18 protein-coding genes and 1 pseudogene are annotated in these 26,043 nt (G+C 67.5%); 12 read left to right on the forward strand and 7 right to left on the reverse strand.

Annotated features, from left to right (window positions below; translation table 11 throughout):
* Positions 1-33 precede the first annotated feature (33 nt).
* The 3 genes from LXT21_RS34405 to LXT21_RS34415 are packed head-to-tail and all read left to right on the forward strand — an operon-like array spanning position 34 to position 4,886.
* Positions 34-966 (forward strand): vWA domain-containing protein, encoded by a 933-nt coding sequence (locus tag LXT21_RS34405; protein WP_254042464.1) that lies wholly within the window; start codon positions 34-36, stop codon positions 964-966.
* Complete coding sequence (locus tag LXT21_RS34410) at positions 966-1,937, forward strand: vWA domain-containing protein (RefSeq protein WP_254042465.1); 972 nt, start codon at positions 966-968, stop codon at positions 1,935-1,937. The genes LXT21_RS34405 and LXT21_RS34410 overlap by 1 nt, the downstream gene beginning before the upstream one ends.
* Positions 1,938-1,985: 48 nt before the next feature.
* On the forward strand, positions 1,986-4,886 hold the full coding sequence (locus tag LXT21_RS34415) for a heavy metal translocating P-type ATPase (RefSeq protein ID WP_254042466.1): 2,901 nt from the start codon (positions 1,986-1,988) through the stop codon (positions 4,884-4,886).
* A gap of 723 nt (positions 4,887-5,609) precedes the next feature.
* Here LXT21_RS34415 and LXT21_RS34420 read toward each other — a convergent pair.
* From LXT21_RS34420 to LXT21_RS34430, 3 genes are all read right to left on the reverse strand, one after another.
* On the reverse strand, positions 5,610-5,984 hold the full coding sequence (locus LXT21_RS34420; protein WP_254042467.1) for a DUF4240 domain-containing protein: 375 nt from the start codon (positions 5,982-5,984) through the stop codon (positions 5,610-5,612).
* A 908-nt stretch (positions 5,985-6,892) separates the two neighbouring features.
* Positions 6,893-8,245: a hypothetical protein gene (locus tag LXT21_RS34425; RefSeq protein WP_254042468.1), complete on the reverse strand. Its 1,353-nt coding sequence runs from the start codon at positions 8,243-8,245 to the stop codon at positions 6,893-6,895.
* A 101-nt stretch (positions 8,246-8,346) separates the two neighbouring features.
* On the reverse strand, positions 8,347-8,697 hold the full coding sequence (locus LXT21_RS34430; protein ID WP_254042469.1) for a hypothetical protein: 351 nt from the start codon (positions 8,695-8,697) through the stop codon (positions 8,347-8,349).
* A 164-nt stretch (positions 8,698-8,861) separates the two neighbouring features.
* Between LXT21_RS34430 and LXT21_RS34435 the strand changes: the two genes are divergently transcribed.
* The 6 genes from LXT21_RS34435 to LXT21_RS34460 all read left to right on the forward strand — a co-directional run bounded on the left by LXT21_RS34435 (position 8,862) and on the right by LXT21_RS34460 (position 20,101).
* Complete coding sequence (locus tag LXT21_RS34435) at positions 8,862-10,358, forward strand: DUF4041 domain-containing protein (protein ID WP_254042470.1); 1,497 nt, start codon at positions 8,862-8,864, stop codon at positions 10,356-10,358.
* 234 nt (positions 10,359-10,592) lie between these two features.
* Positions 10,593-12,005 carry an L-serine ammonia-lyase gene (locus LXT21_RS34440; protein WP_254042471.1) on the forward strand — a complete coding sequence of 471 codons (1,413 nt, stop codon included), beginning with the start codon at positions 10,593-10,595 and terminating at the stop codon, positions 12,003-12,005.
* Between the two features lie 188 nt (positions 12,006-12,193).
* Positions 12,194-13,162, forward strand: a complete 969-nt coding sequence (locus LXT21_RS34445; RefSeq protein ID WP_254042472.1) for a lytic transglycosylase domain-containing protein — start codon at positions 12,194-12,196, stop codon at positions 13,160-13,162.
* Between the two features lie 320 nt (positions 13,163-13,482).
* Complete coding sequence (locus tag LXT21_RS34450; RefSeq protein WP_254042473.1) at positions 13,483-16,869, forward strand: DUF4082 domain-containing protein; 3,387 nt, start codon at positions 13,483-13,485, stop codon at positions 16,867-16,869.
* 199 nt (positions 16,870-17,068) lie between these two features.
* Complete coding sequence (locus tag LXT21_RS34455; protein ID WP_254042474.1) at positions 17,069-17,731, forward strand: SRPBCC family protein; 663 nt, start codon at positions 17,069-17,071, stop codon at positions 17,729-17,731.
* Positions 17,732-17,971: 240 nt separating this feature from the next.
* Positions 17,972-20,101: a catalase gene (locus tag LXT21_RS34460; RefSeq protein WP_254042475.1), complete on the forward strand. Its 2,130-nt coding sequence runs from the start codon at positions 17,972-17,974 to the stop codon at positions 20,099-20,101.
* Positions 20,102-20,109: 8 nt separating this feature from the next.
* Here the strand turns inward: LXT21_RS34460 and LXT21_RS34465 are convergent, their stop codons facing one another.
* Both LXT21_RS34465 and LXT21_RS34470 read right to left on the reverse strand, forming a co-directional pair.
* Complete coding sequence (locus LXT21_RS34465; RefSeq protein ID WP_254042476.1) at positions 20,110-21,693, reverse strand: hypothetical protein; 1,584 nt, start codon at positions 21,691-21,693, stop codon at positions 20,110-20,112.
* A 48-nt stretch (positions 21,694-21,741) separates the two neighbouring features.
* Positions 21,742-22,236, reverse strand: a complete 495-nt coding sequence (locus LXT21_RS34470; protein ID WP_254042477.1) for a GNAT family N-acetyltransferase — start codon at positions 22,234-22,236, stop codon at positions 21,742-21,744.
* A gap of 235 nt (positions 22,237-22,471) precedes the next feature.
* On the opposite strand from LXT21_RS34470, the gene LXT21_RS34475 reads away from it, so the two are divergent.
* The 3 genes from LXT21_RS34475 to LXT21_RS34485 all read left to right on the forward strand — a co-directional run bounded on the left by LXT21_RS34475 (position 22,472) and on the right by LXT21_RS34485 (position 24,478).
* Positions 22,472-23,329 (forward strand): AraC family transcriptional regulator, encoded by an 858-nt coding sequence (locus LXT21_RS34475; protein ID WP_254042478.1) that lies wholly within the window; start codon positions 22,472-22,474, stop codon positions 23,327-23,329.
* 83 nt (positions 23,330-23,412) lie between these two features.
* Positions 23,413-24,195 carry a hypothetical protein gene (locus tag LXT21_RS34480; RefSeq protein WP_254042479.1) on the forward strand — a complete coding sequence of 261 codons (783 nt, stop codon included), beginning with the start codon at positions 23,413-23,415 and terminating at the stop codon, positions 24,193-24,195.
* A gap of 127 nt (positions 24,196-24,322) precedes the next feature.
* A complete protein-coding gene (locus LXT21_RS34485) occupies positions 24,323-24,478 on the forward strand; it encodes a methyltransferase (RefSeq protein WP_254042480.1) in 156 nt (51 codons plus the stop codon).
* 157 nt (positions 24,479-24,635) lie between these two features.
* On the opposite strand, the gene sitI6 is transcribed toward LXT21_RS34485, so the two are convergent.
* Together sitI6 and sitA6 are read right to left on the reverse strand one after the other, a co-directional pair.
* Positions 24,636-25,358, reverse strand: a complete 723-nt coding sequence (sitI6, locus tag LXT21_RS34490; RefSeq protein ID WP_254042481.1) for a SitI6 family double-CXXCG motif immunity protein — start codon at positions 25,356-25,358, stop codon at positions 24,636-24,638.
* A gap of 6 nt (positions 25,359-25,364) precedes the next feature.
* A pseudogene (gene sitA6, locus LXT21_RS34500) lies at positions 25,365-26,037 on the reverse strand (SitA6 family polymorphic toxin lipoprotein).
* Positions 26,038-26,043: the final 6 nt, after the last annotated feature.

The following is a 26,043-nucleotide window of genomic DNA, read 5'->3' on the forward strand; positions in this document are numbered from 1 at the left end:
TGATAGCGTTCAGCGCATCCAGCAGGGGGAACGATGGGTCACGAGAAGCCGGTCGAGCCGTTTTCGGATCTCCACGTCGAAGAGGGGAAGGTCCGCGCGGTGTTGCTGCATGACCCGACGGTGGAGGGTCTGGACGTCGCCATCTACATGGACGCGTCCGGCAGCATGGAGGGCGAATACAAGTATGAGCGGCCCAAGCGCTCCTTCCTGGAGTGGCTGCAGGGCGCGCCGCTGAAGGACCCGGCCAACCAGGTGGAGCCGCAGGTGCGGTGGATGCTGGAGTACCTGGCCACGAAGGACCGCAACGGCCTGCTCCGCGTGGCCTATTGGGCGGCGGGGTCGTCGGGCAAGGACGTGGAGGTGGTGGGCGAGCTCAAGGGCGTGGACGTCCAGCAGTACAAGTTCCCGGGCGCGAAGAAGCCGGGTGGGCACACCTTCATGACGCCGGCGTTGAAGGACTATGTGCGCTACCTGCGCGAGCAGGTGCAGCACGGGGCGCGGCGAGGCTGCGCGGTCATCGTCACGGACGGCAAGCTGCATGACGCCGAGGACGTGGAGCGCTTCTCCGCGCAGGTGGCGAAGGACATCGTCGCCGGGCGGCTGCCTCGGATGAACTTCGTGCTGGTGGGCGTGGGGGACGGCGTGGACGAGGAGCAGCTCGAGAAGATTGCCCATCTGGAGTACCCGGGCGTGGGGCACCTGTGGTGCCACCGCATCGCCGAGGAGATTGGCCAGGTCGCGGAGCTGGTCGCGGTGCTGGTGGACGAGAACATGACGGTGGCGGCGGGCGGCACGGTGTACGACGACAAGGGCCAGGTGCTGAAGACGTACGAGGGCCGGCTGCCAGCGGTGCTGGAGTTCGAGGTGCCGGAGGGCGCCGAGAGCTTCACGCTGGAGGTGAACGGCCAGCGCTTCACGCAGCCCTTGCCGGACGAGGACCACCACGAGGACGAGGACGACCACTAATGGCCGGGCACGAGGTGGTGGTGCGTCCGTTCTCGGACGTGCATCGGATGGGGAACAAGGTGGTGGCCACGCTGCTGCATGACCCCACGGTGGAGGGGTTGGACGTGGCCCTCTACATGGATGGCTCGGCGAGCATGGAGGACGAGTACGGCCCTCGGGGCGTGCTGGCGAAGCTGGCGCCGGTGAAGAACCTGGTCGAGCCGCAGATGCGGTGGATGCTCGAGTACCTGGCGAGCAAGGACCGGGACGGCCAGGTGCGCGTGGCGTACTGGGCCACGGGGGACGGCAGCCAGTTGGAGGAGGTGGGGCTGCTGTCGGCGGTGCAGGCGAAGGACTTCCGCTTCCCGGGGCCTCGCTTCTACGGCAAGGCGACGGTGATGCTGCCGGTGTTGCGCGACTTCGTGGCGCACATGAAGCAGCAGGTGCCGCAGGGCGCGCGGCGGGGGCTGGCGGTCATCATCACGGACTCGCAGCTGTCGGACGGAGCCGACGTGCGGGCGTATGCGACGCAGGTGGCGAAGGAGATCGCCGCGGGTCGCCTGCCGAGGATGAGCTTCGTCTTCGTCGGGGTGGGCGACCAGGTGGACGAGGAGCAGATGGAGGAGATCTCCCACGAGACATACCCAGGCGTGGGCCACCTGTGGTGTCACCGCATCGCGGACCGCATGGAGGAGATGGCGGAGCTGGTGGCGGTGCTGGTGGACGAGACGATGACAGTGGCCGCGGGCGGCACGGTGTACGACGAGCAGGGCCGCACGCTGAAGTCGTACGAGGGAAGGCTGCCGGCGGTGCTCGAGTTCGAGGTACCGGCGGAGTGCAAGGCGTTCACCCTGGAGGTCGCGGGGCAGCGCTTCACACAGCCGATTCTGGAGGAGCACGGGGACGAGGAGCACCACGAGGAGGCGGCGCCCGAGCCGGTGCGAGCGCCCGAGCCTGCTCCCCGACGCAAGCACGGTGGCCATCGTCACTAGGGTTTCGAGCTTCAGGTTTCAGGATTCACGGTTCAGGAAGAACACGCCATGTCCGAGCAGAAGAAGAGCGGTGAGCCAGGCGAGCACGTCCACGGTCCGGGCTGCGAGCACGACGCCGGACATGGCGACGCACCGTCCCTCGCGGTGGGCAAGCCCGCCGCGAAGCCCGTGTTCAAGTCACTGAAGCTCGTGGGGACGAAGGACCCCGGGAAGCACGTCCACGGCCCCGGGTGTACGCATGACCACGGGAGTGCACACGCTCCCGCCCATGAACATGGCCCGGGGTGCACGCATGACCATGGCCACCAGCATGGGGCAGGCAGCCGGCACGTCGACGGTCCTGCGCATTCTCACGGGGACAAGCATCAGCACGGCCCCGCCTGCGACCACGACCACGCTCACGGCGGAAGCAGCCACGCGCATGGCGATGGCCACGCACACGCGGACGGAGCCGCGTGCGGCCACGACCACGGTGACGGGCATCATCATCACCACCACCCGAAGCCGAAGAAGATCCGCCCTCCGGGCTATCGCGCGGCGGAGGGTGGCGGCGTCGCGCTCCAACTCGACCTGGAGGGAGCGCTGCCAGGAGAGACGAACGACCACGGTCGCTTCCAGAAGCTGGAAGAGGCACTGGAAGCCCACCACGGCGTCCTCGACGTGCACATCCGTCGCGACCAGGGCTACGCGGAGGTCTGTCTCCACTACAACCCGAAGTTGGTGAACTCGGCGGCGCTGCTCGCGACAGCGCAGCGCACGAGCGCGCAGGTGGCGAAGCGGTACAAGGACCACACCTGGTTCGTGCGAGGGATGAGTTCGGCGGACTCGGCTTCGGCCATCGAGCACGGACTCACGAAGGTGAAGGGCGTGCTGTCCGCAAACGTGGCGTACGCGAGCGAGCGGCTCGTCGTCGAGTACGACAGCGAAGAGGTCTCGCTGAGGGACATCGAGTCCCGCGCGAAGTCACTGGGATACACGCTGGAGGTCCCGAGCCACGGGCACGCGTGCTCGCACCACGCGCACGGAGGCGGACTCGCGCCACTCCTGGAGATGCCGCTGGTGGTGGCCTCGGGAGTGCTGCTGGTCGCGGGCTGGTTGCTCGGGCGCTTCGCCCCTGTGCCCGAGATGGTGCCGACGGTGCTGTGGGCACTGTCCATCCTGAGTGGCGGGTTCTTCGCCATCCGGGGCTCGGTGAAGTCGTTGCTCCAGCTGCGCATCGACATCGAGACGATGATGGTGGTGGCGGCGCTGGGAGCAGCGGTGCTGGGCTCCTGGTTCGAGGGAGCATTCCTCCTCTTCCTCTTCAGTGCGGGCCACGCACTGGAGCACAGAGCGATGGACCGGGCGCGACGCTCCATCGAGTCACTCGGAGCCCTGCGTCCCGAAGTGGCGCGAGTGCGCCGAGGCGCGGAGCTGGTCGAGGTCCCCGTGGCGCAGGTGCAGCGAGGGGACCGCGTCGTGGTGCGCCCGGGAGACCGCGTGCCGCTGGACGGCATCATTCGGGAAGGGAAGAGCTCACTGGAGCAGGCCGCCATCACAGGCGAGTCGATGCCGGTCGCCAAGGTGCCAGGGGACGAGGTGTTCTCGGGGACGGTGAACTGCGAGGCCTTGCTGGAAGTAGAGGTCACCCGGCTGTCGTCGGAGTCGGTGCTCGCAAGAGTGGTGGACATGGTGGCGGAGGCCGAGGCGCAGAAGGGGCCGAACCAGCGCTTCGCACAGCGACTGGAGCGCACCGTCGCGCCGCTGGTGATGATTGGCGCGGTGGTGTTCCCGGTGGTGCTGGTGTTGTTGGGCACGCCGCTGAAGGAAGCCATCCTCCGCGCGGTGTCCTTGCTGGTCGCCGCATCGCCGTGTGCGTTGGCCATCTCGACACCGTCGGCGGTGCTGTCCGCGGTGGCGGCAGCGGCGCGAGGCGGTGTGCTCATCAAGGGAGGCATCTACCTGGAGCTGCTCGGCAAGGTGAACGCCATCGCCTTCGACAAGACGGGCACGCTGACGATGGGCAAGCCGAAGTTGCTGAGCACGGCGCCGGTGTCCGGAGTGACGGAGGAGGAGTTGCTCGGCACGGCGGCAGCGGTGGAGGCCCTCTCAGCGCATCCCCTGGCGCACGCCGTGGTGGAAGCGGCGGCTTCACGAGACATCAAGCCACCGGCCGGAAGTGACATGGAGGCCATCCACGGCAAGGGCTTGCGAGCGCGGATTGGCACGGCTTGGGTGGACGTGGGCAGCCTCGCGCTCTTCGCGGGAGACGCCGTGCCGGCCGAAATCCAGACGCTGGTGGACCGGCTGGAGGAGGCAGGCCAGACGACGATGGTCGTGCGCAAGGCAGAACGCTACATGGGAGTGCTCGGGGTGGCAGACACAGTGCGAGCCGGAGCGCGGCACGTCATCTCCACCCTCAAGCAGCAGGGCATCAGCCGCACGGTGATGCTGTCGGGAGACAACGCGACGGTGGCGAAGTCCATCGCGGAGCAAGTGGGGCTCGACGAGGCGCGGGCGCCGCTGATGCCAGCTGACAAGGTGACAGCGGTCCGTGAACTCGGGCGCACAGGCTCCGTGGCGATGGTGGGCGACGGCGTCAACGACGCGCCCGCACTCGCCGCAGCATCGGTGGGCGTGGCGATGGGAGGAGCAGGCTCGGACGCAGCGCTGGAAACAGCGGACGTGGTGCTGATGAGCGACGACCTGTCCCGCCTGCCCTTCGCACTGAGCCTCGCCCGTCAGGCGACCTCGGTGATGAAGCAGAACTTGGTCATCTCGCTGGGCATCAGCGCGGTGCTCATCGTCGCATCCATCTTCGGACTGACGAGCATCAGTTCCGCCGTGGTGCTGCACGAAGGCAGCACCCTGCTCGTCGTGGCGAATGGCCTCAGGCTGCTCGCCGTTCGCCCCAAGGTCCTGGGCTCCACACCCCTGCCCTCGATGGGCATCGAACCAGCGCCCCATTAAGAACTCCTAACAAAACCGATTCTCCAGAAGCTACGTCCTCGGACGGGCTGGGCTCTTCGGCGGCTTTGTTAGTGTCTCCAAGGGCAAACAACTTCTATTTCTTCGCCATCTCCAATGGAATCAAAGAGCCATTCGGATAGACGACTTGAGCCTCGCCACTCCGCACTCGCGCCGCCAAACTTTCCCCAACAAATATTGAGTGTCTCCCTCCCCCCACCAATGGACTCCCTTTCCTCACGAACTCCCTAATCCCTCGCATCATCGATCGCAGCAGCTTCGAGTCCCCACCTTCAGGCTGCGTATCCAAATAGAACCGGCCAGGAATGATCCCGCTCTCCTCTTTTGCGCACCGTGTCCACTCGAGACACGCTCCACTTTTCGGAGAAACATGAAACTCCCCATGTCGCACCGCCACAGGAATCACCCTCGAGCAAACCAGCCCTAGCAATTCACGTGGAAACACAATCTGCTCAGTATCCACACACTCTCCAATAGGCAGGGCCCTCAACACGGCGCTCTCGAACAGCCGACCTACACACAGCGCATCCCAACGTTCCCGCAAGAACGCACACAGACGAGCCTCATCATGGGCATCAACTGCAAACTCGAACTGAATCCCCATCACTAATCCCCTATATCTCCCCAGTCCGCATTCAGAGGCGGACTTACAACCGGAGGGCACCAGGGCTTGCATCCCCTCAAAGCAAAGCGCCGGAGGCAACATCAGAAGAAGTCCAACTCCTTGCCAAACTTCTCGTCGAAGACCTCAACGGTCACATGATGCATGACCGCTGGGTCACCGAGTTCGACACCTCGGGGAATCGTCTCAGGCTGCTCGATGACACTCGTATAGAAATCCCGCCCCTGGGCAACCACCCAGTACGCGATATCCATCAAGCCATCCTCTGAGACCTCCTGTCCCAACATCTGGTCGAACGGCTCTCCGCGGAGCACAGAGGAAGTTCTGACGAATTCTTCATGGAATCGAGCGATATCCGATTCATCCATCTCCCAGAGGATCTCTCGCAACGCGCTCGCCTGACCATTTGCGCGCCGGATGATGTCCCAGAACCATGAGGAACCTTCATCCTCTCTCACGATGACTCATCCTGGTCCCCGAGGAAGCCGTAGAAACTCTCGTCATGGTCTCCGATTGAGCCCGTCGCGAGCGCGACATCTCTACACTCCAGACGAAACCCCACGGAAGGGTCGAGTACCACCGTCGCCGCTGTCAGCCCACTTTCATCGCTGACATCGCCAACCTGGATCCTCAAATCGGAGGCGCGCCAGGACAAGGGCCCTTGGATGAACTGACAGCCCGCAGCGACCACGTAGAGGTCTTCCATCAAATCAGGCACTGACAGCCTGAGTGCCATGCGTCGGCAACTTGCATGGTACATCCAGACGACGACGTCTCCGCCACGCCACCGCGCGAGAGTTTCATCCTGGGCTTCGGGCTCCACAATTATCTTACGTCCCAATGAAGTCCTCTTGTACCGAACCTTCCCTTCACTACCAGCCAGTACGAAAGAGGCTTCAGCGTTCTGGCCGCTGCCCTGTTCTCTTCCTGGTGGAACGGAGCAGTGCGTGCAAGTTCACCTTGTTCACCTTTCTCCCCCACTCCCAAAGATGTTCGATGCACCCGAACGTCATTTCCACCGGGTAGACATTAATGGTCTCGGCTCTATGCTCCCTGACATGCTCATGCGCCACCACCAGACACGCTGCGCATAACACATAACCATCGCCTAGGTCGTCAAAAACGAAGCCAACCTCACATCGAGTGCTCTCCTTCAAGCTGCTCGCGATATGCAGACAGAATGGAGCAGCTTCTACCAACCCGTGAGATGAACAGTCACTCATGGGCATGACTGACTCCAACGATCCATTCTGCTGCATCAAAGATCGCGTCCAAGAGCACAGCGTGACTCTCGCCTCTGGTCGCACGCGCGCCAGTCCAATCCACGATACTGCCTGAGGTCATCTCAGCCACCATTGCCTCGCTCTCAAGCCTGCAGGACCCGAAGAATGGCCTCCCGCGAGCAGTGCGTATCGCATAGTTCGCGAAACGCGAACGGGGCGGGAACCGCGCGGACGTAAACCTCCTCGGCAACGGGGCTGAGGGTGTTGTACTGGGCGGAGAGAATCGTCGGCTCCACATCCGCGAGCAGGTCGCTCCCTCGCTTGAAGACTCGGATCTGGGGGACCTGACGGAAGCGGGCTTCCACGGTGGCATTGAGGAATCCCATCACCGCAATGGCCCTGGTCAGTCCTCGTGACTTGTCGAACTCGAGGGGCACCACACGGCGGGTGTCTGCCTGGATATCCGAATCCAACATCCACGTCTGGAGCCACTGTCGCGTGAGCGAGACCACAGGCAGGTCCACCTCGTGAGTGGCTTCCACGCCAAGCTCGTCCCTGGCGATGACATGGGCGCCCCGGAAGAGCTGCTCCATCCAGACCAGCTCATCCCACAACGATTCGTCCTTCTGTCCCTCGGGCAGGGCGCGTTGCACCGAGGCCAGGGCGTCCTCTCCAAGAGACTCCTCGAGGACCTGCCGAAGGAACCGGTAGGTCTCCGCACACCGCCGATAGTGCTCCGCCAGCGGTTCGATGGAGAGCCGCGGCGCCACACGCAGTGGCAGCGGCATCTGCCCCTGAACCGGAAGGCTCTCGACCTTCCTGAGTCGACTCTCGCGCTCCTGGACGGAGAGCCCCCGGAACTGCGATTCCAGGACCGCGCGGTACTGTGGGCCCACGACGAGCCGCCCGGCCTCAGGGGGCCGCTCGGGGACCAACAGGGTCGCCAGCGCGTGGAGCTGATAGTCGGACACCGCGGCATGTGGCCCCGGGGTCGTATCGAGCCGCTCGTCGCGAATCCGCTGGATGACGTCGTCGATGAGAGACTTCCCCTCGGGAGGTTGCCTCTCTCCCTGGAGAGCCTTCACGAGACGCTCAGCCTCCGAGTCCGAGGGAGACAGTAGGTAGCGCTTCAAGCCCTGGACCCGACCATCTCCACCAGCCAGGGACTGCGTCCCTCTCCCCACAAGGGACTCCACCGTGGCCAGGAGTCCTTCATCGAAGGCCCTCGCCTTGACCGCGAACGCCTGTGCCGGCGCCCACGACCCTCGGTCCGGAATATCCGAGAGCTTCGCGTACAGCCGAGGCCCGAGGTGCGACGGCACCACGGAGATGGTGCCCAGGGACGGATCGGAGGGACTGACCGGAACCTGCTCGAGGTCCGTCCTCCCTCGCGCAGTGTGGAAGGACTCATGCTCGGCCACCTCGATTTCGAGCACCTGGGTCGAGAGGTCGACCTCCACCGAATTGGCGTGCCAGTCGAAGCGGTAGCGAGACATGTCGTAATGCTCCTGAATGTGACGCTCGACTCCCACCTGACCGTCGTCCGTCAGCAGCACAGCCTAGCCGGCGACAGTGTCTCTCGGGAAGCAGTCACAACTCACGTCGGCGCTTTCAGGGGAGACTGGAAACGCCGCCTCGTTCTCCTTGCTGCCTCTGCAAGCAGCGCATTCAGGTCCACTTTGTTCAACTGCTCACCCCATTCCTGCAGATGCTCAATGCACCCTCCTGTGATTCGCACCGGGTATTCCTCGATGGTCTCGGAGCGGTGCTCCCTGACGTATTTTCGAGCCAACGTCAGACACTCCGCGCACAACACCGAGCCATCGCCCAAGTCATCGAAAACGAAGTCGACCTCGCACCCAACGCCCTCGTTCAGACAGGTCTCGATATGGGGGCAGTAGAACGCAACCTCCACCAACCCGTGTTCTGCACAGTCGACCATGGGCATGACGCACTCCGGGCCTCCGAATCCTGGGCAGCTTCTTGTAGCTGACCCGCCGCCATTCCGCCCCGGGAATACCACCCGGGTGTGATTCCCCTGGCCGTCCCACAGGCGCACAGTGGGTCACCTCCGCGGTCCTTGGACGCGGGAATTTCACGGGGGAAACCTGCATGCAGCCTGTCGTCTGGGTCCTGGCACTCTCGAGCCTGCTGTCGCTGGGGCTCCTGGTTCGAACCGCGCTGCGCCTGCGTGACCTCCAGGTGCGCTTCAAGCCCATTCTCGACGTGGAGGCTGAGCGCCAGCGAGTCCTCTCAGCCCTGGAGCGCACCAAGGCCGAGGCAGAGCACATGCTCGCCATCGAGCGGCCCCGCGTGGCGGCAGAGTTGGCCCGGGAGCGCGAGCTTGCGGACACCGCCATCCGTGAGGCCCGGGAGGAGGTGGAGCGCATCAAGTCCTCCACGAACCACGCCATCCGGCTGGAGCGCACACGCCTCGACGCCGAGGCCGCCCAGGTCCTCGAGGAGAAGGCCCGCATGGAGACCCTCATCGGCAAGCTGCGGTCCGAGCTGCAACCGCTCGAGGAAGAAGCCGTCCTGCGCTCCTACGGCCTCTACAAGCCCATCTACAACCTCTCCTCCTCGGAGAAGTACGAGCAGCGCCTCGACCGCCTCCGTGAGGAACAGAAGGTCCTGCTCAAGAACAAACAGGCCGCGTCCTGTCGAATCCAATGGGAGGTCAATGGCAGCAAGGCCGAAGGCAAGAAACAGACGGACCGCACCCTCAGGCTCATCCTGCGAGCCTTCAACGGCGAGGCCGACGCCTGTGTCGCCAAGGTCACCTACAAGAACATCAAGGCCATGGAGGCCCGCATCCAGAAATCCGCCGAGGCCATCAACGCCCTCACCGAGATTCAGCAGTGCTCCATCGCCGAGCCCTACGTGAAGCTGAAGCTCGAGGAACTCCGTCTCGCCCACGAATACGAGGAGAAGCGCCAGGAGGAGAAGGAGGAGCAGCGCCGCATCCGCGAGCAGATGCGCGAGGAGGAAGCCGCCCAGCGCGACCTGGAGCGCGCCAAACTGGAGGCCGAACGCGAGGCCCTGCGCGACGAGGAGGCCCTGCGCAAGGCCCGGGAGGAGCTGGAGCAGAGCCAGGGCTCGGCGCAAGCGAAGCTCCTGGAGCGCATCGCCGAGCTGGAGCGACGCGTCGTCGAGGACCAGGAGCGCCAGCGCGCCATCTCCCAGGCCCAGCTCACCCGCACCGGCCACGTCTACGTCATCTCCAACATCGGCTCCTTCGGCGAGGACATCTACAAGGTCGGCATGACTCGAAGACTCGTCCCCCAGGACCGCATCGACGAGCTCGGCGACGCCTCCGTCCCCTTTGAGTTCGACGTCCACGCCATCATCCGCACCGCGGATGCGCCGTCGCTCGAAGCCGCCCTGCACAAGACCTTCGCCCAACGCCGCGTCAACCGGGTCAACGAGCGCAAGGAGTTCTTCCGCGCCACGCTCGACGAAATCGCCCAGGCCGTGCGCAAGCACCACGGCGACTTCGAGCTGACCCGCCTCGCCGAGGCCGCCGAGTACCGCAAGTCACTCGCCATGCACGAAGAGGAGCGCGGCGGTGAAGCCACCGTCATCACCCTCCCCGACCGCTCCGTCGCCTGACGACCGACACAAAGGTTCCAGTCCCCCAGGAACACTCCGCCCCCACAGCCTCCACACAGCCCGCAGTCGCGACGCAGTGCGTCCTCCTCCATGACGCGCGTCATTCCACCGTGCATGCCTGCTCGGTGTCCCGACAACCCCGTGCTCCTTGGCACGCCAAGAAGTCACGCGGCTCACAGGGAACCGCGACGTCACGGTGGGACGGAAGTGGAAACGTGGCATGTTGCGCCCGCGATGGCTGTCAGCGTCTTCGACCTCTTCAAGATTGGTATCGGTCCCTCGAGCTCCCACACCGTGGGGCCCATGCGCGCCGCGCGCTCGTTCGTCGTGCGTCTGGCGGAGGGGGGCCATCTAGAAAAGCTCACCCGCTTGAAGGTCGAGCTGTTCGGCTCGCTCGGCGCCACCGGCAAGGGCCACGGCAGCGACAAGGCCGTGGTGCTCGGCCTTCGCGGCGACACCCCCGAGGCCGTCGACGTCGAGGGCATCCCCGCCATCGTCGCCCGTTGGCGCACCGAGGGCCGCATCAGCGTGCTCGGCCAACGCGACATCACCTTCCGCGACGGCGAACACCTGGTCATGCACCGCCGCCGCACCCTTCCCTTCCACCCCAACGGCATGCGCTTCTCCGCGTTCGGCGCCGATGGCGTGGAGCTGGCCACGCGCGTCTACTACTCCGTCGGCGGCGGCTTCGTCGTCGACGAGACGGCCACCTCCGGCCAGGACCCCATCCGCCCGGACGCCACCCCGCTGCCCTTCCCCTTCCAGTCCGCCGCCACCCTGCTGGAATTGTGCGAGCGCGAGCGCATGCCCATCAGCGCCCTCATGATGGCCAACGAGAAGACCTGGCGCCCCGAGGCGGACATCCGCTCGGGCCTCCTGCGCGTCTGGGACGTCATGCAGGCCTGCGTGCGCCGAGGCTGCGCGTCCACCGGCATCCTCCCCGGAGGCCTCAAGGTCGAGCGCCGCGCGGGCTCCATGTACCAGCGCCTGCTCAGCCGCCCCGAGGCCGGGCTCACCAACCCGCTCACCGTGCTCGACTGGGTCAACCTCTACGCGCTCGCCGTCAACGAGGAGAACGCCGCCGGAGGCCGCGTCGTCACCGCCCCCACCAACGGCGCCGCCGGCATCATCCCCGCCGTGCTCCACTACTACTGGCGCTTCTCCCCCGGCGCGAACGAGGACGGCGTCGTGCGCTTCCTCCTCACCGCCGGCGCCATCGGCGTGCTCTACAAGGAGAACGCCTCCATCAGCGGCGCCGAGGTCGGCTGCCAGGGCGAGGTCGGCAGCGCCTGCTCCATGGCCGCCGGCGCCCTCACCGAGGTGCTCGGCGGCACCCCGCTCCAGGTCGAGAACGCCGCCGAAATCGCCATGGAGCACAACCTGGGCCTCACGTGCGACCCCATCGGCGGGCTCGTCCAGGTGCCCTGCATCGAGCGCAACGCCATGGCCTCCGTGAAGGCCATCAACGCCGCGCGCATGGCCCTCTCCGGCGACGGCCGCCACTTCGTCAGCCTGGACAAGGTCATCAAGACCATGCGCGACACCGGCCGCGACATGAAGGACAAGTACAAGGAGACCGCCCGCGGCGGCCTCGCCGTCAACGTGCTCGAGGTCGCCAACCTCAGCGTCGGCCTCCCCGAGTGTTGATCCTCCACGCCCCCTGGTGAGGCCGAACATCGGCCTGATGTCTGCCGTCACCAGGGCGTGAGCCGCCCGCGCTCGCCTCTCCCAGCAACATCCAGGGTTTGCCCGTCGCCCTCCTCCCCCGAGGCGCTGGCACACGCGCTGCTATGGCCTCCCGGGTCGCCACACTCCTTCCCCCCGAGGCCTCCGCCATGAGCATCGCGCCCCTGCAGAAGACCGCCGTGTCCGCCCCCCAGACCTCGTCGCTGCGCGGCGCGGAGACCGGCGGCTGCGTCCGCCCCACCACGCCGCAGCGGTGCGGCACGGGCGGCCCCGGGCTCCAGCAGGACGGCTTCGACCTGGGCTCCCCCGGCAAGGCCCACCTGGGCAAGCTGCTCGAGAGCACCCTCTCGGTGATGAACACGCTCGTCCAGGTCATGTCGCAGATCTCCACCCAGGGCGGCGCGCAGGCCCCCCAGGGCCTCCAGGGCACCAAGCCCGGCGCGTCCCCGTTCGACACCAGCGGCTTCGCCTCCGCCCCCGCGTCGAGCGGCCGTCCCCCGCTGGACCTCAACCCCACGCCCACGGGCGCCCCGTTCCTCCCCCCGCCGCCCCCCAGCATCGGCGGCGCGCCCTCGGCGCCTCCCAGCTTCGCCTCCAACCCGCTGGCCCCCACCACCCCCTCGGCGCCCACCGAGGGCACGGGCAAGCTCGGCGGCAACCTGCCCCCGGGCCTGGAGAAGTTCCGCAGCGCCATCGAGTCCGCCGCCGCCAAGACGGGCGTCCCCGCGGAGATGCTCGCCGCGCAGATCTGGCAGGAGTCGCGCGGTGACCTCGCCGCCGTCACCACCAACGGCGGCAACGGCCTGAAGGACACCGGCCTGATGCAGGTCAACCCCAACACCTTCCAGGAGCTGCAGGCGAAGCACCCGGAGCTGGCCGGCAAGGACCTCTCCGACCCCGCCACCAACATCCTCGCGGGCGCCTGCTACATGAAGGACATGAAGGAGCAGTTCGGCGGCTGGGACCTGGCGCTGCGCGCGTACAACTCCGGCCCCAACGGCGTGGACAAGAGCAACCCGGATGCAATCCCCGCCGGCACCGGTGACGCCACCTACGTGCGCAAGGTGAAGGATTTCATGAGCACCCTCGCCAGCGGCGAAGGCTCTCTGCCCGCCTGATTCCAGGCGCTTCCCCGAGCGACCCGAGACACACGGGTCGCTCGTCACCATGTCGAGACATGCCGTGGGGCGACTCGTTCTACCGCAGGCGTCTGACATGCCCTGAGACACCCACCTGGAGCACCCCGCACCTCCATTGTCCGACGTGGCTTCCCCTCTCAGCGCGCGCCCGATACATGGGAAAAGTTGCGCGAGATGGCAATGAATCGCGAACGCCCATTCAGTGACTTCAATTGGCAATGAGCACGATGTCTGGGTTAGACATGGCGCCGCTGTGCCTGCCTTGCCCTGTCGTGCCATCCCCCCAAGGAGAAGTCCGAATGACACCCCAGAAGTCACGACCCGCTCGGGTCGCGAGCGTGCCGCGTGTCCCCACGCTGGCGCTGCTCGCCGCGGTGCTGCTCGTGCTGCCCGCCGCCGCCCGAGCCCAGCCGACCTTCACCCTGTTCACGCCCGGCACCACCCCCGCCGTCGCCTCCGTCACCAATGACTTCGCCGCCGTGGAGCTCGGCGTGAAGTTCCGCTCGGATGTCGAGGGAGACATCCTGGGCATCCGCTTCTACAAGGGCGCCACCAACACCGGCACCCACGTGGGCAGCCTGTGGAGCGCCACCGGGACGCGGCTGGCCTTCGCCACCTTTACCAGCGAGACGGCCACCGGCTGGCAGCAGGTCCTCTTCTCCACGCCGGTGCGCATCAGCGCCAACACGACTTACGTCGCGTCCTACCACGCGCCCAATGGCGCCTACGCGTTCAACACCGGCGGACTGGCCGCGGGCCACGACGCGCCCCCGCTGCATGCGCTCGCCGGCCCCAGCAACGGCGGCAACGGCGTGTTCACCTACGGCGCCGCGGGCTCCTTCCCCATCACCGCCTTCGGCAACGGCAACTACTGGGTGGACGTGGTCTTCCGCCCGGCCGAGCCCGTCACCCTGTGGCCCTCCAACCCCACGCCTCCCGTCGCTTCCGTCACCAATGACTCCTCGGCGGTGGAGCTGGGTGTGAAGTTCAAGACGAACATCACGGGCAACGTGCTGGGCGTGCGATTCTACAAGGGCGCCACCAACACCGGCACGCACGTGGGCAGCCTGTGGAGCGCCAACGGCCAGCGCCTGGCGTTCGCCACCTTCACCGGCGAGACGGCCACCGGCTGGCAGCAGGTCCTCTTCTCCACGCCGGTCACCATCGCCGCGGACACGACGTACATCGCGTCCTACCACGCGCCCGTGGGCGCCTATGCCTTCGAGCAGGGCGGCCTCTCCACCGGGCAGGACACCCCGCCCCTGTTCGCGCTGCCGGGCGCCACCAGCGGCGGCAACGGCATCTTCGCCTACGGCGCCGCGGGCACCTTCCCGGTCAACAGCTTCGAGAACTCGAACTACTGGGTGGACGTCGTCTTCCAGGCCACCGGCGCGCCGCCCCCGACGCAGCCGCAGGACGACGCCTACCGCATCTTCCCGCCCAACGCGCTGCCCGCCAACGCCACCGCCAGCGAGACGCTGCCCGTGGAATTGGGCGTGAAGTTCCGCGCGGACGTGGACGGTCAGGTCAAGGGCGTGCGCTTCTACAAGGGCGCCGGCAACAGCGGCACCCACGTGGGCAACCTGTGGAGCGCCGCCGGGCTGAACCTCGCCACCGCCACCTTCACCAACGAGACGGCCGTGGGCTGGCAGGAGGTGACGTTCAGCACGCCGGTGGCCATCACCGCCGGCACCACCTATGTGGCGTCGTACTTCGCGCCGCTCGGCGGCTATTCGTTCAACAACAACGGCCTGGCCAACGGCGTGGACGCGCCGCCCCTGCACGCCCTGCCCGGCGCCACCACCGCGGGCGGCAACGGCGTCTTCACCTACGCCTCCGCGTCCACCTTCCCCAACGGCAGCCACCAGAACACCAACTACTGGGTGGACGTCATCTTCGAGTCCTACGGCCCGCCGCCCCGCCCGGGCGTCCAGGGCGCAGGCCCCGTGCTCGTGGCCACCGCCCCGGGCAACCCCTTCACGGACTACCTGCGCGAAATCCTGGAGGCCGAGGGCATCGCGTCCTTCGCCACCACGGACGCGGGCAACCTGGGCGTCAGCGTGACGCTCAATGACTACAAGGTCCTCATCCTCGGAGAGCAGACGCTGGGCGCCGCCCAGGTGACGCTCATCACCAACTGGGTGAACGCGGGCGGCAGCCTCATCGCGCTGCGCCCCGCCGCCAACCTCCAGTCCCTGCTCGGCCTCAATGCCTCGCAGGGGACGCTGAGCAATGGCTACATCCTGGTGAACACCACCCAGGCGCCGGGCACGGGCATCACCGCGGAGACGATGCAGTACCACGGCCCCGCGGACCGCCGCACCGTCACCAGCGGCACGCGCACCGTGGCCACGCTCTACTCGGACGCCTCCACCGCGACGACGTACACCGCCATCAGCCAGCGCACCGTGGGCAGCGGCACCGCCACCGCCTTCATGTATGACTTGTCGAAGTCCGTGGTCCTCACCCGCCAGGGCAATCCGGCGTGGCAGGGGCAGAACCGGGACGGCTCCACCATCGGCCCGGGTGCTCGCGCCAACGACATGTTCTACGGCAACGCGACGTTCGACCCACAGCCGGACTGGGTGAACATGGACAAGGTCCAGATTCCCCAGGCGGACGAGCAGCAGCGCCTGCTGGCCAACGTGCTGCACCAGACGAGCTCCGTGCCACTGCCGCGCCTGTGGTACTTCCCGCGCTCGCACAAGGCCGTGGTGGTGATGACGGGCGACGGGCACCCCAGTGGCCTCACCACCACGCGGTGGAATCAGTACCTGACCGACAGCGCGCCGGGCTGCAGCGTGGCGGATTGGGAGTGCATCCGAGGCACCGTCTATGACTACGTCGGCGGGCTGACGGCCACCCAGGCCAACAGCTACGTGGCCCAGGGCTTCGAGTACGCCTTGCACGTCAATACCGGCTGCGCGGACTACACGGCCAACACGCTGGACCCGGCCTTCTTCACGCCGCAGCTCCAAGGCTTCTCGCAGGCCTATCCGCTGGTGCCCGCGCCCACCACCAATCGCACGCACTGCATCGCGTTCAGCGACTGGTCCACCCAGCCCAAGGTGTCGCGCCTGCACGGCATCCGCCTGGACACTAACTACTACTACTGGCCCCACGAGTGGGTGCTCAACCGCCCGGGCCTCTTCACCGGCACGGGCCTGCCCATGCGCTTCGCGGACCTGGACGGCACGCCGCTGGACGTCTATCAGCTCGCCACGCAGCTGACGGACGAGTCCGGGCAGTCACTCGACGTGCACATCGACGCGCTGCTGGCCAACGCGCTCGGCACCAAGGGCTATTACGCCGCCATCAATGCCAACATGCACGTGGACTCGCACTCGTCGGCGGGGACCTCCGGCTCGGCGTTCATCATCGCCGCGGCCAAGCGTGAGGGCGTGCCCGTCATCACCGCGCGGCAGTTGCTCGACTGGGTCGACGCGCGCGAGGCGACGCAGGTGTCGTCGCTGGCCTTCAGCGGCACGCAGCTGACGTTCAACGTCATCAACCCGGCGCGCAACCTGTCCCTCATGGTGCCCACGCGCGCCGCCAACGGCCGCAACCTGACGTCCGTCACCCGCGCCGGCTCCGCCGTCACCACGGTGATTCGCACCATCAAGGGCGTGAGCTTCGCGTTCATCGACGCGGCCCCGGCCGGCACGTACACGGCCACCTACAACTGACCCTTCGCGCCCTCCAAGGCGCCAACGGCATGCGGGGCTCGACACGGCGCGTCCGGGTCGGGCCCCGCTTCGTTTCGGATTCGAGGAGGTGCTCCGTTCGACACGGGGTGCCTTGTGCTGGCCGGCTGGGAGCCTCTATGACGCGCCCCCGGGCCGGCGCCCTGCTGGCGGCCGCCCGGACACAAGGACCGCACACCCCATGCTCCAGAAGCTGCTCGTCGGCCTCGCCGCCGCCATCCTCATCCTGGTGGGCTTCATCGCCTCCCGCCCCGCCGAGTTCACCATTCAGCGCACCGCGACGCTGCCCGGCCCCGTGGACGTGGCCTTCGCGCAGGTGAACGACTTCCACCAGTGGAACGCGTGGTCCCCCTGGGCGGCGCTGGACCCGGCCATGAAGACCACCTACTCCGGCCCGGAGGTCGGCGTCGGCGCCGGCTACGCGTGGACGGGCAACGAGCAGGTCGGCGAGGGGCGGATGACCATCGAGGAGAGCCGCGCCCCCGAGCACGTGCGCATCAAGCTGGAGTTCATCAAGCCCTGGGCGGCCACCAACCTCACGGACTTCCACTTCAAGCCGGTGGACGGCGGCACCGAGGTCACCTGGGCCATGAGCGGCACCAACGACTTCATGGGCAAGGCCTTCGGCCTGCTCATGGACATGGACGCGATGGTGGGGAAGGACTTCGAGAAGGGACTCGCCAGCCTCAAGGGCGTCGTGGAGGCGGAGGTGAAGAAGCGCGCCGAGGCCGAGGCCGCGCGTGTGGCCGCCGCGAAGGCCGCCGAGGAGAAGGCCGCCGAGGAGAAGGCCGCCGAGGAGAAGGCCGCCGCCGCCGCGCCGGCCGTCGCCCAGCCCACGCCGTGAACGGCAGGGCCGAGCGCTCCTCGGCCACGACGGTTCCCCGACGCCTCCGTGCCCCCAGCGCGGAGGCGTCGTCGCGTCCGGAGTCCGGAGTGTCGACCTCTGGGCCTCCTGAAGGCAGACATGGCCGGTGGTGAACGCTCTCGTGCCATGGGGCACGCGCCGTTCCCCTGTCATGCGGTGCGCGGCGTAGACCGCGAGCGCGCCAGGTGCCGGCGCGTTCCTCGCCGTCAGGGAGCTCTCATGCCGCCGCGAAAGTCTCCGTCGAAGCCGAACCCGCCGCTTCCCAGCAAGAACGAGCAACTGGAGCCCTATCGCATGCACCAGGAGGACACGGTGCTGACGACGGACCAGGGCATCCCCATCTCCGAGACGGACAACTCGCTGAAGGCGGGCCTGCGTGGCCCCACGCTCCTGGAGGACTTCCACTTCCGCGAGAAGATGATGCGCTTCGACCACGAGCGCATCCCCGAGCGCGCCGTGCACGCCCGAGGCGCTGGCGCCCATGGCTACTTCCAGGTCTATGAGTCCCTGGAGCGCTACACCCAGGCGCGCTTCCTCACGGACCCCAGCCTCAAGACGCCCGTCTTCGTGCGCTTCTCCACCGTGGGCGGCTCGCGAGGCTCCGCGGACACCGTGCGCGACGTGCGCGGCTTCGCCACCAAGTTCTACACACCCGAGGGCAACTACGACCTGGTCGGCAACAACATGCCCGTCTTCTTCATCCAGGACGGCATCAAGTTCCCCGACTTCGTCCACTCGGTGAAGCCCGAGCCGCACAACGAGATTCCCCAGGCGTCCTCGGCGCACGACTCGCTGTGGGACTTCGTGTCGCTCGTCCCGGAGACGGCGCACATGGTGATGTGGCTGATGTCGGACCGGGCCATCCCCCGCTCCTTCCGCCACATGGAGGGCTTCGGCGTCCACACCTACCGGCTGGTCAACGCCAAGGGGAAGGCGACGCTGGTGAAGTTCCATTGGAAGCCGGTGCTGGGCACACACTCGCTCGTCTGGGACGAGGCGCAGAAGGTGTCCGGCAAGGACCCGGACTTCCACCGCCGGGACTTGTGGGACACCATCGAGTCCGGGAACTTCCCCGAGTACGAGCTGGGCCTGCAGCTCATCCCCGAGGGCGACGAGCTGAAGTACGGCTTCGATTTGCTGGACGCGACGAAGCTGCTCCCCGAGGAGCTGGTGCCGGTGCAGAAGGTCGGCAAGCTGGTGTTGGACCGCAACCCGGACAACTTCTTCGCGGAGACTGAGCAGGTGGCCTTCTGCGTGTCCAACGTCGTGCCGGGCATCGACTTCACCAATGACCCGCTGTTGCAGGCGCGCATCTTCTCGTACCTGGACACGCAGCTGACGCGGCTGGGCGGACCCAACTTCGCGGAGCTGCCCATCAACAAGCCCGTCTGCCCGGTGCACAACCACCAGCAGGATGGCTTCGGACGGCAGGCCATCAACACCAGCCGGGCGAACTACCACCCCAACTCGCTGGGCGGCGGCTGCCCGGTGCTGGCCAACCCCAAGTCCGCCTTCGTCCACCGCCAGGAGCGGGTGGAGGGACACAAGATTCGCGCGCGCAGCGGCAGCTTCGCGGACCACTTCAGCCAGGCCACACTCTTCTACAACAGCCTGTCCAAGCCCGAGCGCGAGCACCTGGTGGCCGCGCTCGAGTTCGAGGTGAGCAAGGTGGAGCGCGAGGAGATTCGCGAGCGCGTGGTGAACAAGGTCCTGGTGAACATCGACCGGGACCTGGCCGTGCGCGTGGCGAACGCGGTGGGCGTCGCGCCGCCCAAGCTCGGCAAGCAGCCGGAGAGCAAGCCCGTCTCCAAGCTGACGGCGTCACCGGCGCTGAGCCAGCTGAACACGCCGCATGACTCCATCCTGACGCGCAAGGTGGCGGTGCTCGTCGCGGATGGCTTCGCGGGGCGAGAGCTGGCTCAGGTGCGCAAGACGCTCGAGGGGATGGGCGCCATCCTCGAGGTGGTGGGCCCCACGCTCGGCCCCGTCGCCAGCGCGGATGGCGGCGAGGAGAAGCCCCTGAGGACGTACCAGACGGCATCCTCCGTGCTGTACGACGCGGTCTACGTGCCCGGGGGTGAGCGAAGCGTGGCCACGCTGAAGAAGGTGCCGCTCGCGGTGGACTTCGTGCGCGAGGCGTACGTGCACTGCAAGGCGCTGGCGCTGTCGGGTGCGGCCACGTCGATGCTGGACGCCGCGGGGTTCTCCACGCCCATGGCGAAGGGGCTGGATGACTCGCTGGGCGTCATCCGCAGCGCGAAGAACGAGACGCGCGGCTTCGGGCAGATGTTCGCCAAGGCCATCGCCGCGCACCGCCACTGGGCTCGCGAGGCGCCTGGGCCGGCCTGACGTGGTGCTCAGCCCGGCGTCTTCCCGACGAACAAGCCGAGCGCGAAGGCGATGCCCATGAGCACGAGCACCCACACCATGGGGACGCCGCCCTTCGCGCGCGCATTGACGGCCGGAGCCAGCAGGCGGGCTCCGGCCTGCTCCTCGGGGACGATGAGGCGGACCTTGATGACGGCCTTGGCGAGCACCTCCTCGACGTCGTTGAGGAAGCGCTCGTACTCCTCGGCCACCAGCTCCAGTGGCTCGCCGTGGTGGGACTCGTAGCGCTTCGCCACGGCGTCGTGGTTGCGCAGCTGGGCCTCGCGCTTGGACACGTCCACCCAGCCGCACACGAGAGACGGGCCGGAGCCCTTGCGTGGCACCAGGGAGATGTTCTGCCGGGCCAGCTTGCCGCCCGCGGTGCTGGGGCCCTCGGGTTCGTCGATGCGCAGCACGCGGTGCGGTCCGCGTCCGTACATCTTCTTGGCCAGGGCCTCACGGAGCTGCTCGGCGAGCAGCGCGGAGTGATTGGCGAACATCGTCCGCAGCGCGGGGCCCTCCTCGGCCGCAGCGGCCACCTTGCCCGCCGCGGGCTCCAGGGGACTGAGCCGTACGACGCCGGCCGTGAGCCCACCGGGGGCCTGCGGCTTGTCGCCACCACGTGACAACCAGTTGACCGCGGGGACCTTCACCCGCTCCACACGCGGAGGGCCACCGGGGACCTCTGCCGCGGGATGCGCGCCTCCTCGGACCTCGGTCGCGGGCGCCGCGCCACCTCGCCCCTCCGCCGCTGAGCCTCCGCGCATCCCCGCCGCCGAGGCCCCGCCGCCTCGTACCTCTGTCGCGGGCGCCGAGCCGCCGCGCACCTCGGTCGCCAGGGCCGAGCCTCCGCGCATCCCCGCGACCGAAGCCCCGCTGCCACGCACCTCCGTCGAGGGAGCCGGGCCGCCGCGCAGCCCCGCTGCGGGAGCCGCGCCGCCGCCTCGAATCTCCGTGGCGAAGGGCAGATGCTCGTCCTCACCACCGCTGGCGCCCTGGGTGAAGAGCTGGAACTCCTCGTCGCCGCCTCCCGCGTGGGCGGCGGATGCGTTGGTGTCCTCGTCCTCATCCAGGTCCAGGGCCTGGATGCGCTCCCGTGCTTCACGAGCACCCGCGCTGCCTCGAGGCTCCTCCTGCGCGGCGCGGCCCCTCGCGGGCGGCGCGCCCTCCGCGGCTCCCCGTGCGTGGGCGCCACGTGGGTCGGCGGGAGGTCGGTTGGGGCGCGCATCGGAGGCCCCGGCGGAGGCGGACGGGCTCCGGTTCGAGCGGGCCTCGGTGACGATGACCTCCTGTCCCCGGGCCGCGCCACGTGCCTCGGGACCTCGACCGGCGACACCTCGCGGCGGCGGCGCGTTCTGTCCCTTGCGCGCCTCGGTGACGATGTCCTCCTGCTCGTCGACCCCGTCCAGGGGACCGATTCGAGTCTCGGGAGCGGGCGGGTCCGGAGGCGCCACGCGGGTCTCCTCCGGTGCGTAGGACCTCGGGATGTCGCGCGTCGCGTCCTCGTCCTCGGGCGCCATGCGGGTCTCCTCGTTCCGGCCGGGCCCCGCGCCCCGCCTCTGTCCATTCGCCATGGGCCGCTCCTCGTCCGGGCGAAGATAGCCCGGCCAGGGCCCCTTGCGTCAGCGCGCGTCCTGCTTCTTTCGCCGATACACGTCCGGGTCCACGCGCTCCATGAGGCGCTCCGGCGCCGACAGCGCCGTGAAACCGTATTGCGTGTACAGCCCATGTGCATCTCTCGTGGCCAGCATGAAACGGCGCAGCCCCTGGAGGTCCGGGTGGGCGAAGACGACCCGCATCAGCCACTTGCTCAAGCCCTTGCCACGCTGCGACTCCAGGACGAACACGTCGGCGAGGTAGGCAAAGGTCGCTCGGTCCGTCACGACGCGGCAGCCGCCCACCTGCGCGCCGTCCGCCGTGTACAGGCCGAAGGCCAGCGAGTGACGCCAGGCCCGCTCCACCGTCTCCCGGGGAATCTCCGGGCTCCAGTACGTCTTCGACAGGAAGCCGTGCACCAGGTCCAGGTCGATGCGGGAGAAGTCGTCGGAGATGACGTGGCCGTCCTCGCCCTTCACTTCGAAGACAGGGGAAGAGGACGGTGCAGCGGAGTCCAACATGGGGAACGTACCTCCCTGCACGCGGGCAGCGCGTGCGACAGCGTGGTGAGCGCAGACCTAACGCATCCGCGTGCGCGCGACCATGTCTCACGTGGGTGCAATGGCTGACCCGCACAGTTGGGTGCGAGTCGTTGCGATACAGCTTGTCAAGTGGACGGGACGACGGTGGCTCCCCCAGGTCGCCGCGTGAATGTGTTCATTCGCCGCGTGTCGGGGAGCGCTGGATGCTGTGGCCATGCCTCGAGACGCGACGAAGCGACAGGTCTCCACCGCCCGCTATTGGGTCCACCCGGAGCTGCCAGGACTGGAAGCCCAGCATGCCCGCTACACCCGGCACACCTTCGCGCCGCACTCGCATGACGCGTACTCGCTCGTCTGCATGGACCAGGGCGCCGAGGCGCTGCGATTCCAGGGCAGGACGGTGGTGGCGCCCGAGGGCCGGCTGCTCGTCATCAATCCCGGGCAGATGCACTCGGGCGGCGCCGCGGACCCGGGCATCGGGTGGACCTATCGCATCCTCTACATCGCCCCCGAGTTGCTCGCGCGCGCCGCCGAGGAGTCCTCGAGCGCTCCGCGCCGCGCCCCCGAGTTCGCGACGCCCCTCCTGGACGACGCGCTCCTCCTCCGGCGTTTCTCCCAGGTGTTCGCCACCGTCATCGACGCGAGCTCCTGCCGGCTCGAGCGGGACGAGGCCCTGTGCGGGCTGCTCGTCGAGTTGGTGCGCGGACATTCCACGCAGGGACAGGAGCCGACTCGCGTCGTGCATTGCGCTCCGGGCATCCGTCGCGCGCGGGCGCTCATCGAGGCCCAGGTCACTCGCAACATCGGACTGCGGGAGCTGGCGCGCGAGGCTCGGCTGAGTCCCTGGCACTTCGTGCGGGCCTTCCGTGCGCAGATGGGGCAGACGCCGCAGGTCTATCTGCGCTGTCTACGGGTGCGGCACGCGCAGCGGCTGCTGGCCACCGACATGGCCATGAGCGAGGTGGCCCTCGCCTGCGGGCTCGCGGACCAGAGTCATCTGGTGAAACAATTCACGCGGACTTTGGGCGTGACGCCCGGACAGTACCGGGCCGCGATGCATGCGCACCGGTGACGCGCGCGACGGAAGCGCAACGCCGTACAAGAAGGTCCGCGCGAAGCTCCGTACCTTGAGCACCTCACCTTCATGGGGGACTCATGCGAATGGGACATTGGTGGTTGTCGTGTGTGCTCGCGGTCTGTGTCGCTGGCTGCGGCGAGGCGCAGCAACGCGTCGAGGACGAAGTCGTGCCCGCGCTCACCTCGCCCGAGAGCGTCGCGGCGCTGGCGCGCGCTGGCGAGGAGGCCGGCGGGTTCCGGCGAGGAGCGCTGGTGCTCCCGCGCGGGATGCCTGTGCTGGGGCGGAGCATCACCGAATGGACGGAGGCGTGGTGGCACTGGACCTATGTGGTGCCCGCCGAGCGCAACCCCGAGCTCGTCCTCGACGCGGACTGCGGCGTGGCGCAGTCAGGGCCGGTGTACTTCGTTCCGGCCTATGACGGGGCGACGACGTACCGACGGACGTGCCGGGTGCCGTTCGGCAAGCCCGTGCTCGTGCCGTTGTGGATCATCATCAATGACTTCCCGTGCCCGGACCCGGACTTCAAGCCCGCGCCGGGACAGACACTCGAACAGTTCCTCCGTGCCGGGGCGCGTGACTTCAACGACCTCATCCAGGGAGTGGACGTCACCGTGAATGGCCGGCCGGTACCCTACACGGCGCACAGGCATACCGGTTCCATGTTCACCTTCTCCGCCCATCCGAGCCTCGTGGGGAAGTTCCCCGACCCCTGCCTCACGGGGACGCCACAGCAGGGAGTGAGCGATGGCTGGTGGTTGATGTTGGTGCTCGCGCCGGGAACGCACACGGTGCACGTCACGGCCCTGTCACCGATGGGGAGCTTCATCGACTACACCTATCGACTCGAGGTCGGGTGGTAGCGCGCGCCTGGATGTCTGGCTGACGCGGCAGGCCCATCCAGTTGGGTGTGAATGCCTCATTCCTCTGCGGTGCGAGTTGAGGGCGGGGGATTTCCTCGAGTCCGTTCCGGAGGGTGCGGATGCGTACGTGCTCAAGCGCATCCTGCACGACTGGAACGACGAGACGTGTGTGACGCTGCTGCGCCACTGCCGGTCGGCGATGGCGGAGGGGGACGGGTGCTCGTGGTGGATACGGTCATTCCGTCGGGCAACGGGCCGCATGGGGACAAGGTGTTGGACGTGATGATGGCCGCGCTGCCCGGCGCGAGCGCACGGAGAAGGAGTTCCGCGACCTCTTCGCCCAGGCGGGGCTGAAGCTCTCGCGCATCGTGCCCACGCCGACACCGCTGAACATCACGGAGGCCGTGGCCGCTTGAACGGGTTCGACGGCCCCTGGCTGCTCAGCGAATGGGCAGCTCGCGGAACGTCAGGCCGTCCAGGTCCAGGCGGAGCACGGAGTCGCGGAAGCGCTCCGTGCCGATGACCATCGTAGCGAAGTTGCCCACCCGGAACAGGTCCACCTCCGTGGGCAGGGCGGCCGCTTCGAGGACGGGTTCTTCGGGACGTGAGAGGCCGAATCGCCCGCACGTTGGACACGGCGAAGGAACATCCGCCGGAATGCAGTCCGGGTGGAGCCTCCCCTGAGGCGACATCTGGAGTTCCAGCAACTCGGGCGGAGATTTCTGACGGAACTTCAGAGCGGTCGGATGCCCGCTCAAATTTCGCACTCCATCTGCTTGGAGTGACACCAACGCTTCTCGGTGAACGAGCAACACTGAGATGACCCACGCGAAGGCCGGCAGCCTGCCGGATGCGCTTCCCACGAACGGCCCGAAACCTGTTCCGGGAGGAAGCTCCATGTTCGGAGCCACCAACGGACGCACCAATTCACGCAGACGAACGAACTCCTGGAAGGGCTCGGGTCTTGCTCTTTCGAGTTCGCGCCCCTCTGGCAAGTGAGACAGGTCGACCTCTGGATGGAAGTGGCCGACGCCAGCCCACGTGGCGCCACACGTGGGGCATCCCATCAAACCAGGGAGCTTCCACTTGCGGACCCCATGAACCTCGCCGCCGTGCTTCGCCGCGACCTCTCGGTCCTCGTCCACCCAGAAGAATCGACCCATTCGTCCTCACGCTCCTGGCTTGGAATAGTACGGCTGGATGGGGCCACCCATAAGCTGGAAACGGTAGATGAGTTCCCCTGCGTGCTTGAAGATGGCCTCAGGCTGAGCGGACGGATTCGACCTCTGAAACTGTCGCCAGGCCTCATTCCAGTCGCCTCCACGCCCCCCCTCCCCTGTGAATCCGGTGATGAAGCTCATAGGGGATGGGCATCGTGAAGTGATGGATCCTGACCCCCTGAAGCTCGAACCACTCTTTCAAGGCGGGCTCCTGCGGAAAGATGTGGTGCTTCTCCCAACGCCCGGACGGCAGGCGGTGTGACGGTGGGATGACCTCCTCTGGAGAACCGTTCCAGTTGGGGAACGTCATGATGGAACCAGGAGGGAGCTTCTGTGCCCCGCCCCAGTTCCTTCGCGGACCGCTGCCCGGCGCCGCAGCTGCCGCCGGTGGGCGGGCAGGCGGAAACCGGGCCAACTCGACTCCGCCGAGCCGGTCCGCGCATCGATAGAAGCCACAGGTATCGCCTAGACACAGGAGAGAGACGCACTCATCTTCTCGTGGGTCGTCACACTCCAACTCGGCGGCTTCCCATGCCTGCTGCATGGAGGGCTTTTGAGTGACGGAACAGCCCGAGCAGAACGCGACCAGAAGAAGGACACCGAAAGCCCGAAGGGTTCGCATAGGGAG

The organism is Myxococcus guangdongensis (genome assembly GCF_024198255.1).
Taxonomy (GTDB): domain Bacteria; phylum Myxococcota; class Myxococcia; order Myxococcales; family Myxococcaceae; genus Myxococcus; species Myxococcus guangdongensis.

Excerpts from the sequence above, each read along its gene's own strand:
- LXT21_RS34430 (WP_254042469.1), bottom strand. The coding sequence starts at position 8,697 with ATGCCCATGGTCGACTGTGCAGAACACGGGTTGGTGGAGGTTGCGTTC.
- LXT21_RS34435 (WP_254042470.1), top strand. The coding sequence starts at position 8,862 with ATGCAGCCTGTCGTCTGGGTCCTGGCACTCTCGAGCCTGCTGTCGCTG.
- LXT21_RS34465 (WP_254042476.1), bottom strand. The coding sequence starts at position 21,693 with ATGGCGAATGGACAGAGGCGGGGCGCGGGGCCCGGCCGGAACGAGGAG.
- LXT21_RS34460 (WP_254042475.1), top strand. The coding sequence starts at position 17,972 with ATGCCGCCGCGAAAGTCTCCGTCGAAGCCGAACCCGCCGCTTCCCAGC.
- LXT21_RS34475 (WP_254042478.1), top strand. The coding sequence starts at position 22,472 with ATGCCTCGAGACGCGACGAAGCGACAGGTCTCCACCGCCCGCTATTGG.
- LXT21_RS34470 (WP_254042477.1), bottom strand. The coding sequence starts at position 22,236 with ATGTTGGACTCCGCTGCACCGTCCTCTTCCCCTGTCTTCGAAGTGAAG.
- sitI6 (WP_254042481.1), bottom strand. The coding sequence starts at position 25,358 with ATGGGTCGATTCTTCTGGGTGGACGAGGACCGAGAGGTCGCGGCGAAG.
- LXT21_RS34445 (WP_254042472.1), top strand. The coding sequence starts at position 12,194 with ATGAGCATCGCGCCCCTGCAGAAGACCGCCGTGTCCGCCCCCCAGACC.
- LXT21_RS34455 (WP_254042474.1), top strand. The coding sequence starts at position 17,069 with ATGCTCCAGAAGCTGCTCGTCGGCCTCGCCGCCGCCATCCTCATCCTG.
- LXT21_RS34480 (WP_254042479.1), top strand. The coding sequence starts at position 23,413 with ATGCGAATGGGACATTGGTGGTTGTCGTGTGTGCTCGCGGTCTGTGTC.
- LXT21_RS34410 (WP_254042465.1), top strand. The coding sequence starts at position 966 with ATGGCCGGGCACGAGGTGGTGGTGCGTCCGTTCTCGGACGTGCATCGG.
- LXT21_RS34415 (WP_254042466.1), top strand. The coding sequence starts at position 1,986 with ATGTCCGAGCAGAAGAAGAGCGGTGAGCCAGGCGAGCACGTCCACGGT.
- LXT21_RS34450 (WP_254042473.1), top strand. The coding sequence starts at position 13,483 with ATGACACCCCAGAAGTCACGACCCGCTCGGGTCGCGAGCGTGCCGCGT.
- LXT21_RS34425 (WP_254042468.1), bottom strand. The coding sequence starts at position 8,245 with ATGTCTCGCTACCGCTTCGACTGGCACGCCAATTCGGTGGAGGTCGAC.
- LXT21_RS34405 (WP_254042464.1), top strand. The coding sequence starts at position 34 with ATGGGTCACGAGAAGCCGGTCGAGCCGTTTTCGGATCTCCACGTCGAA.
- LXT21_RS34440 (WP_254042471.1), top strand. The coding sequence starts at position 10,593 with ATGGCTGTCAGCGTCTTCGACCTCTTCAAGATTGGTATCGGTCCCTCG.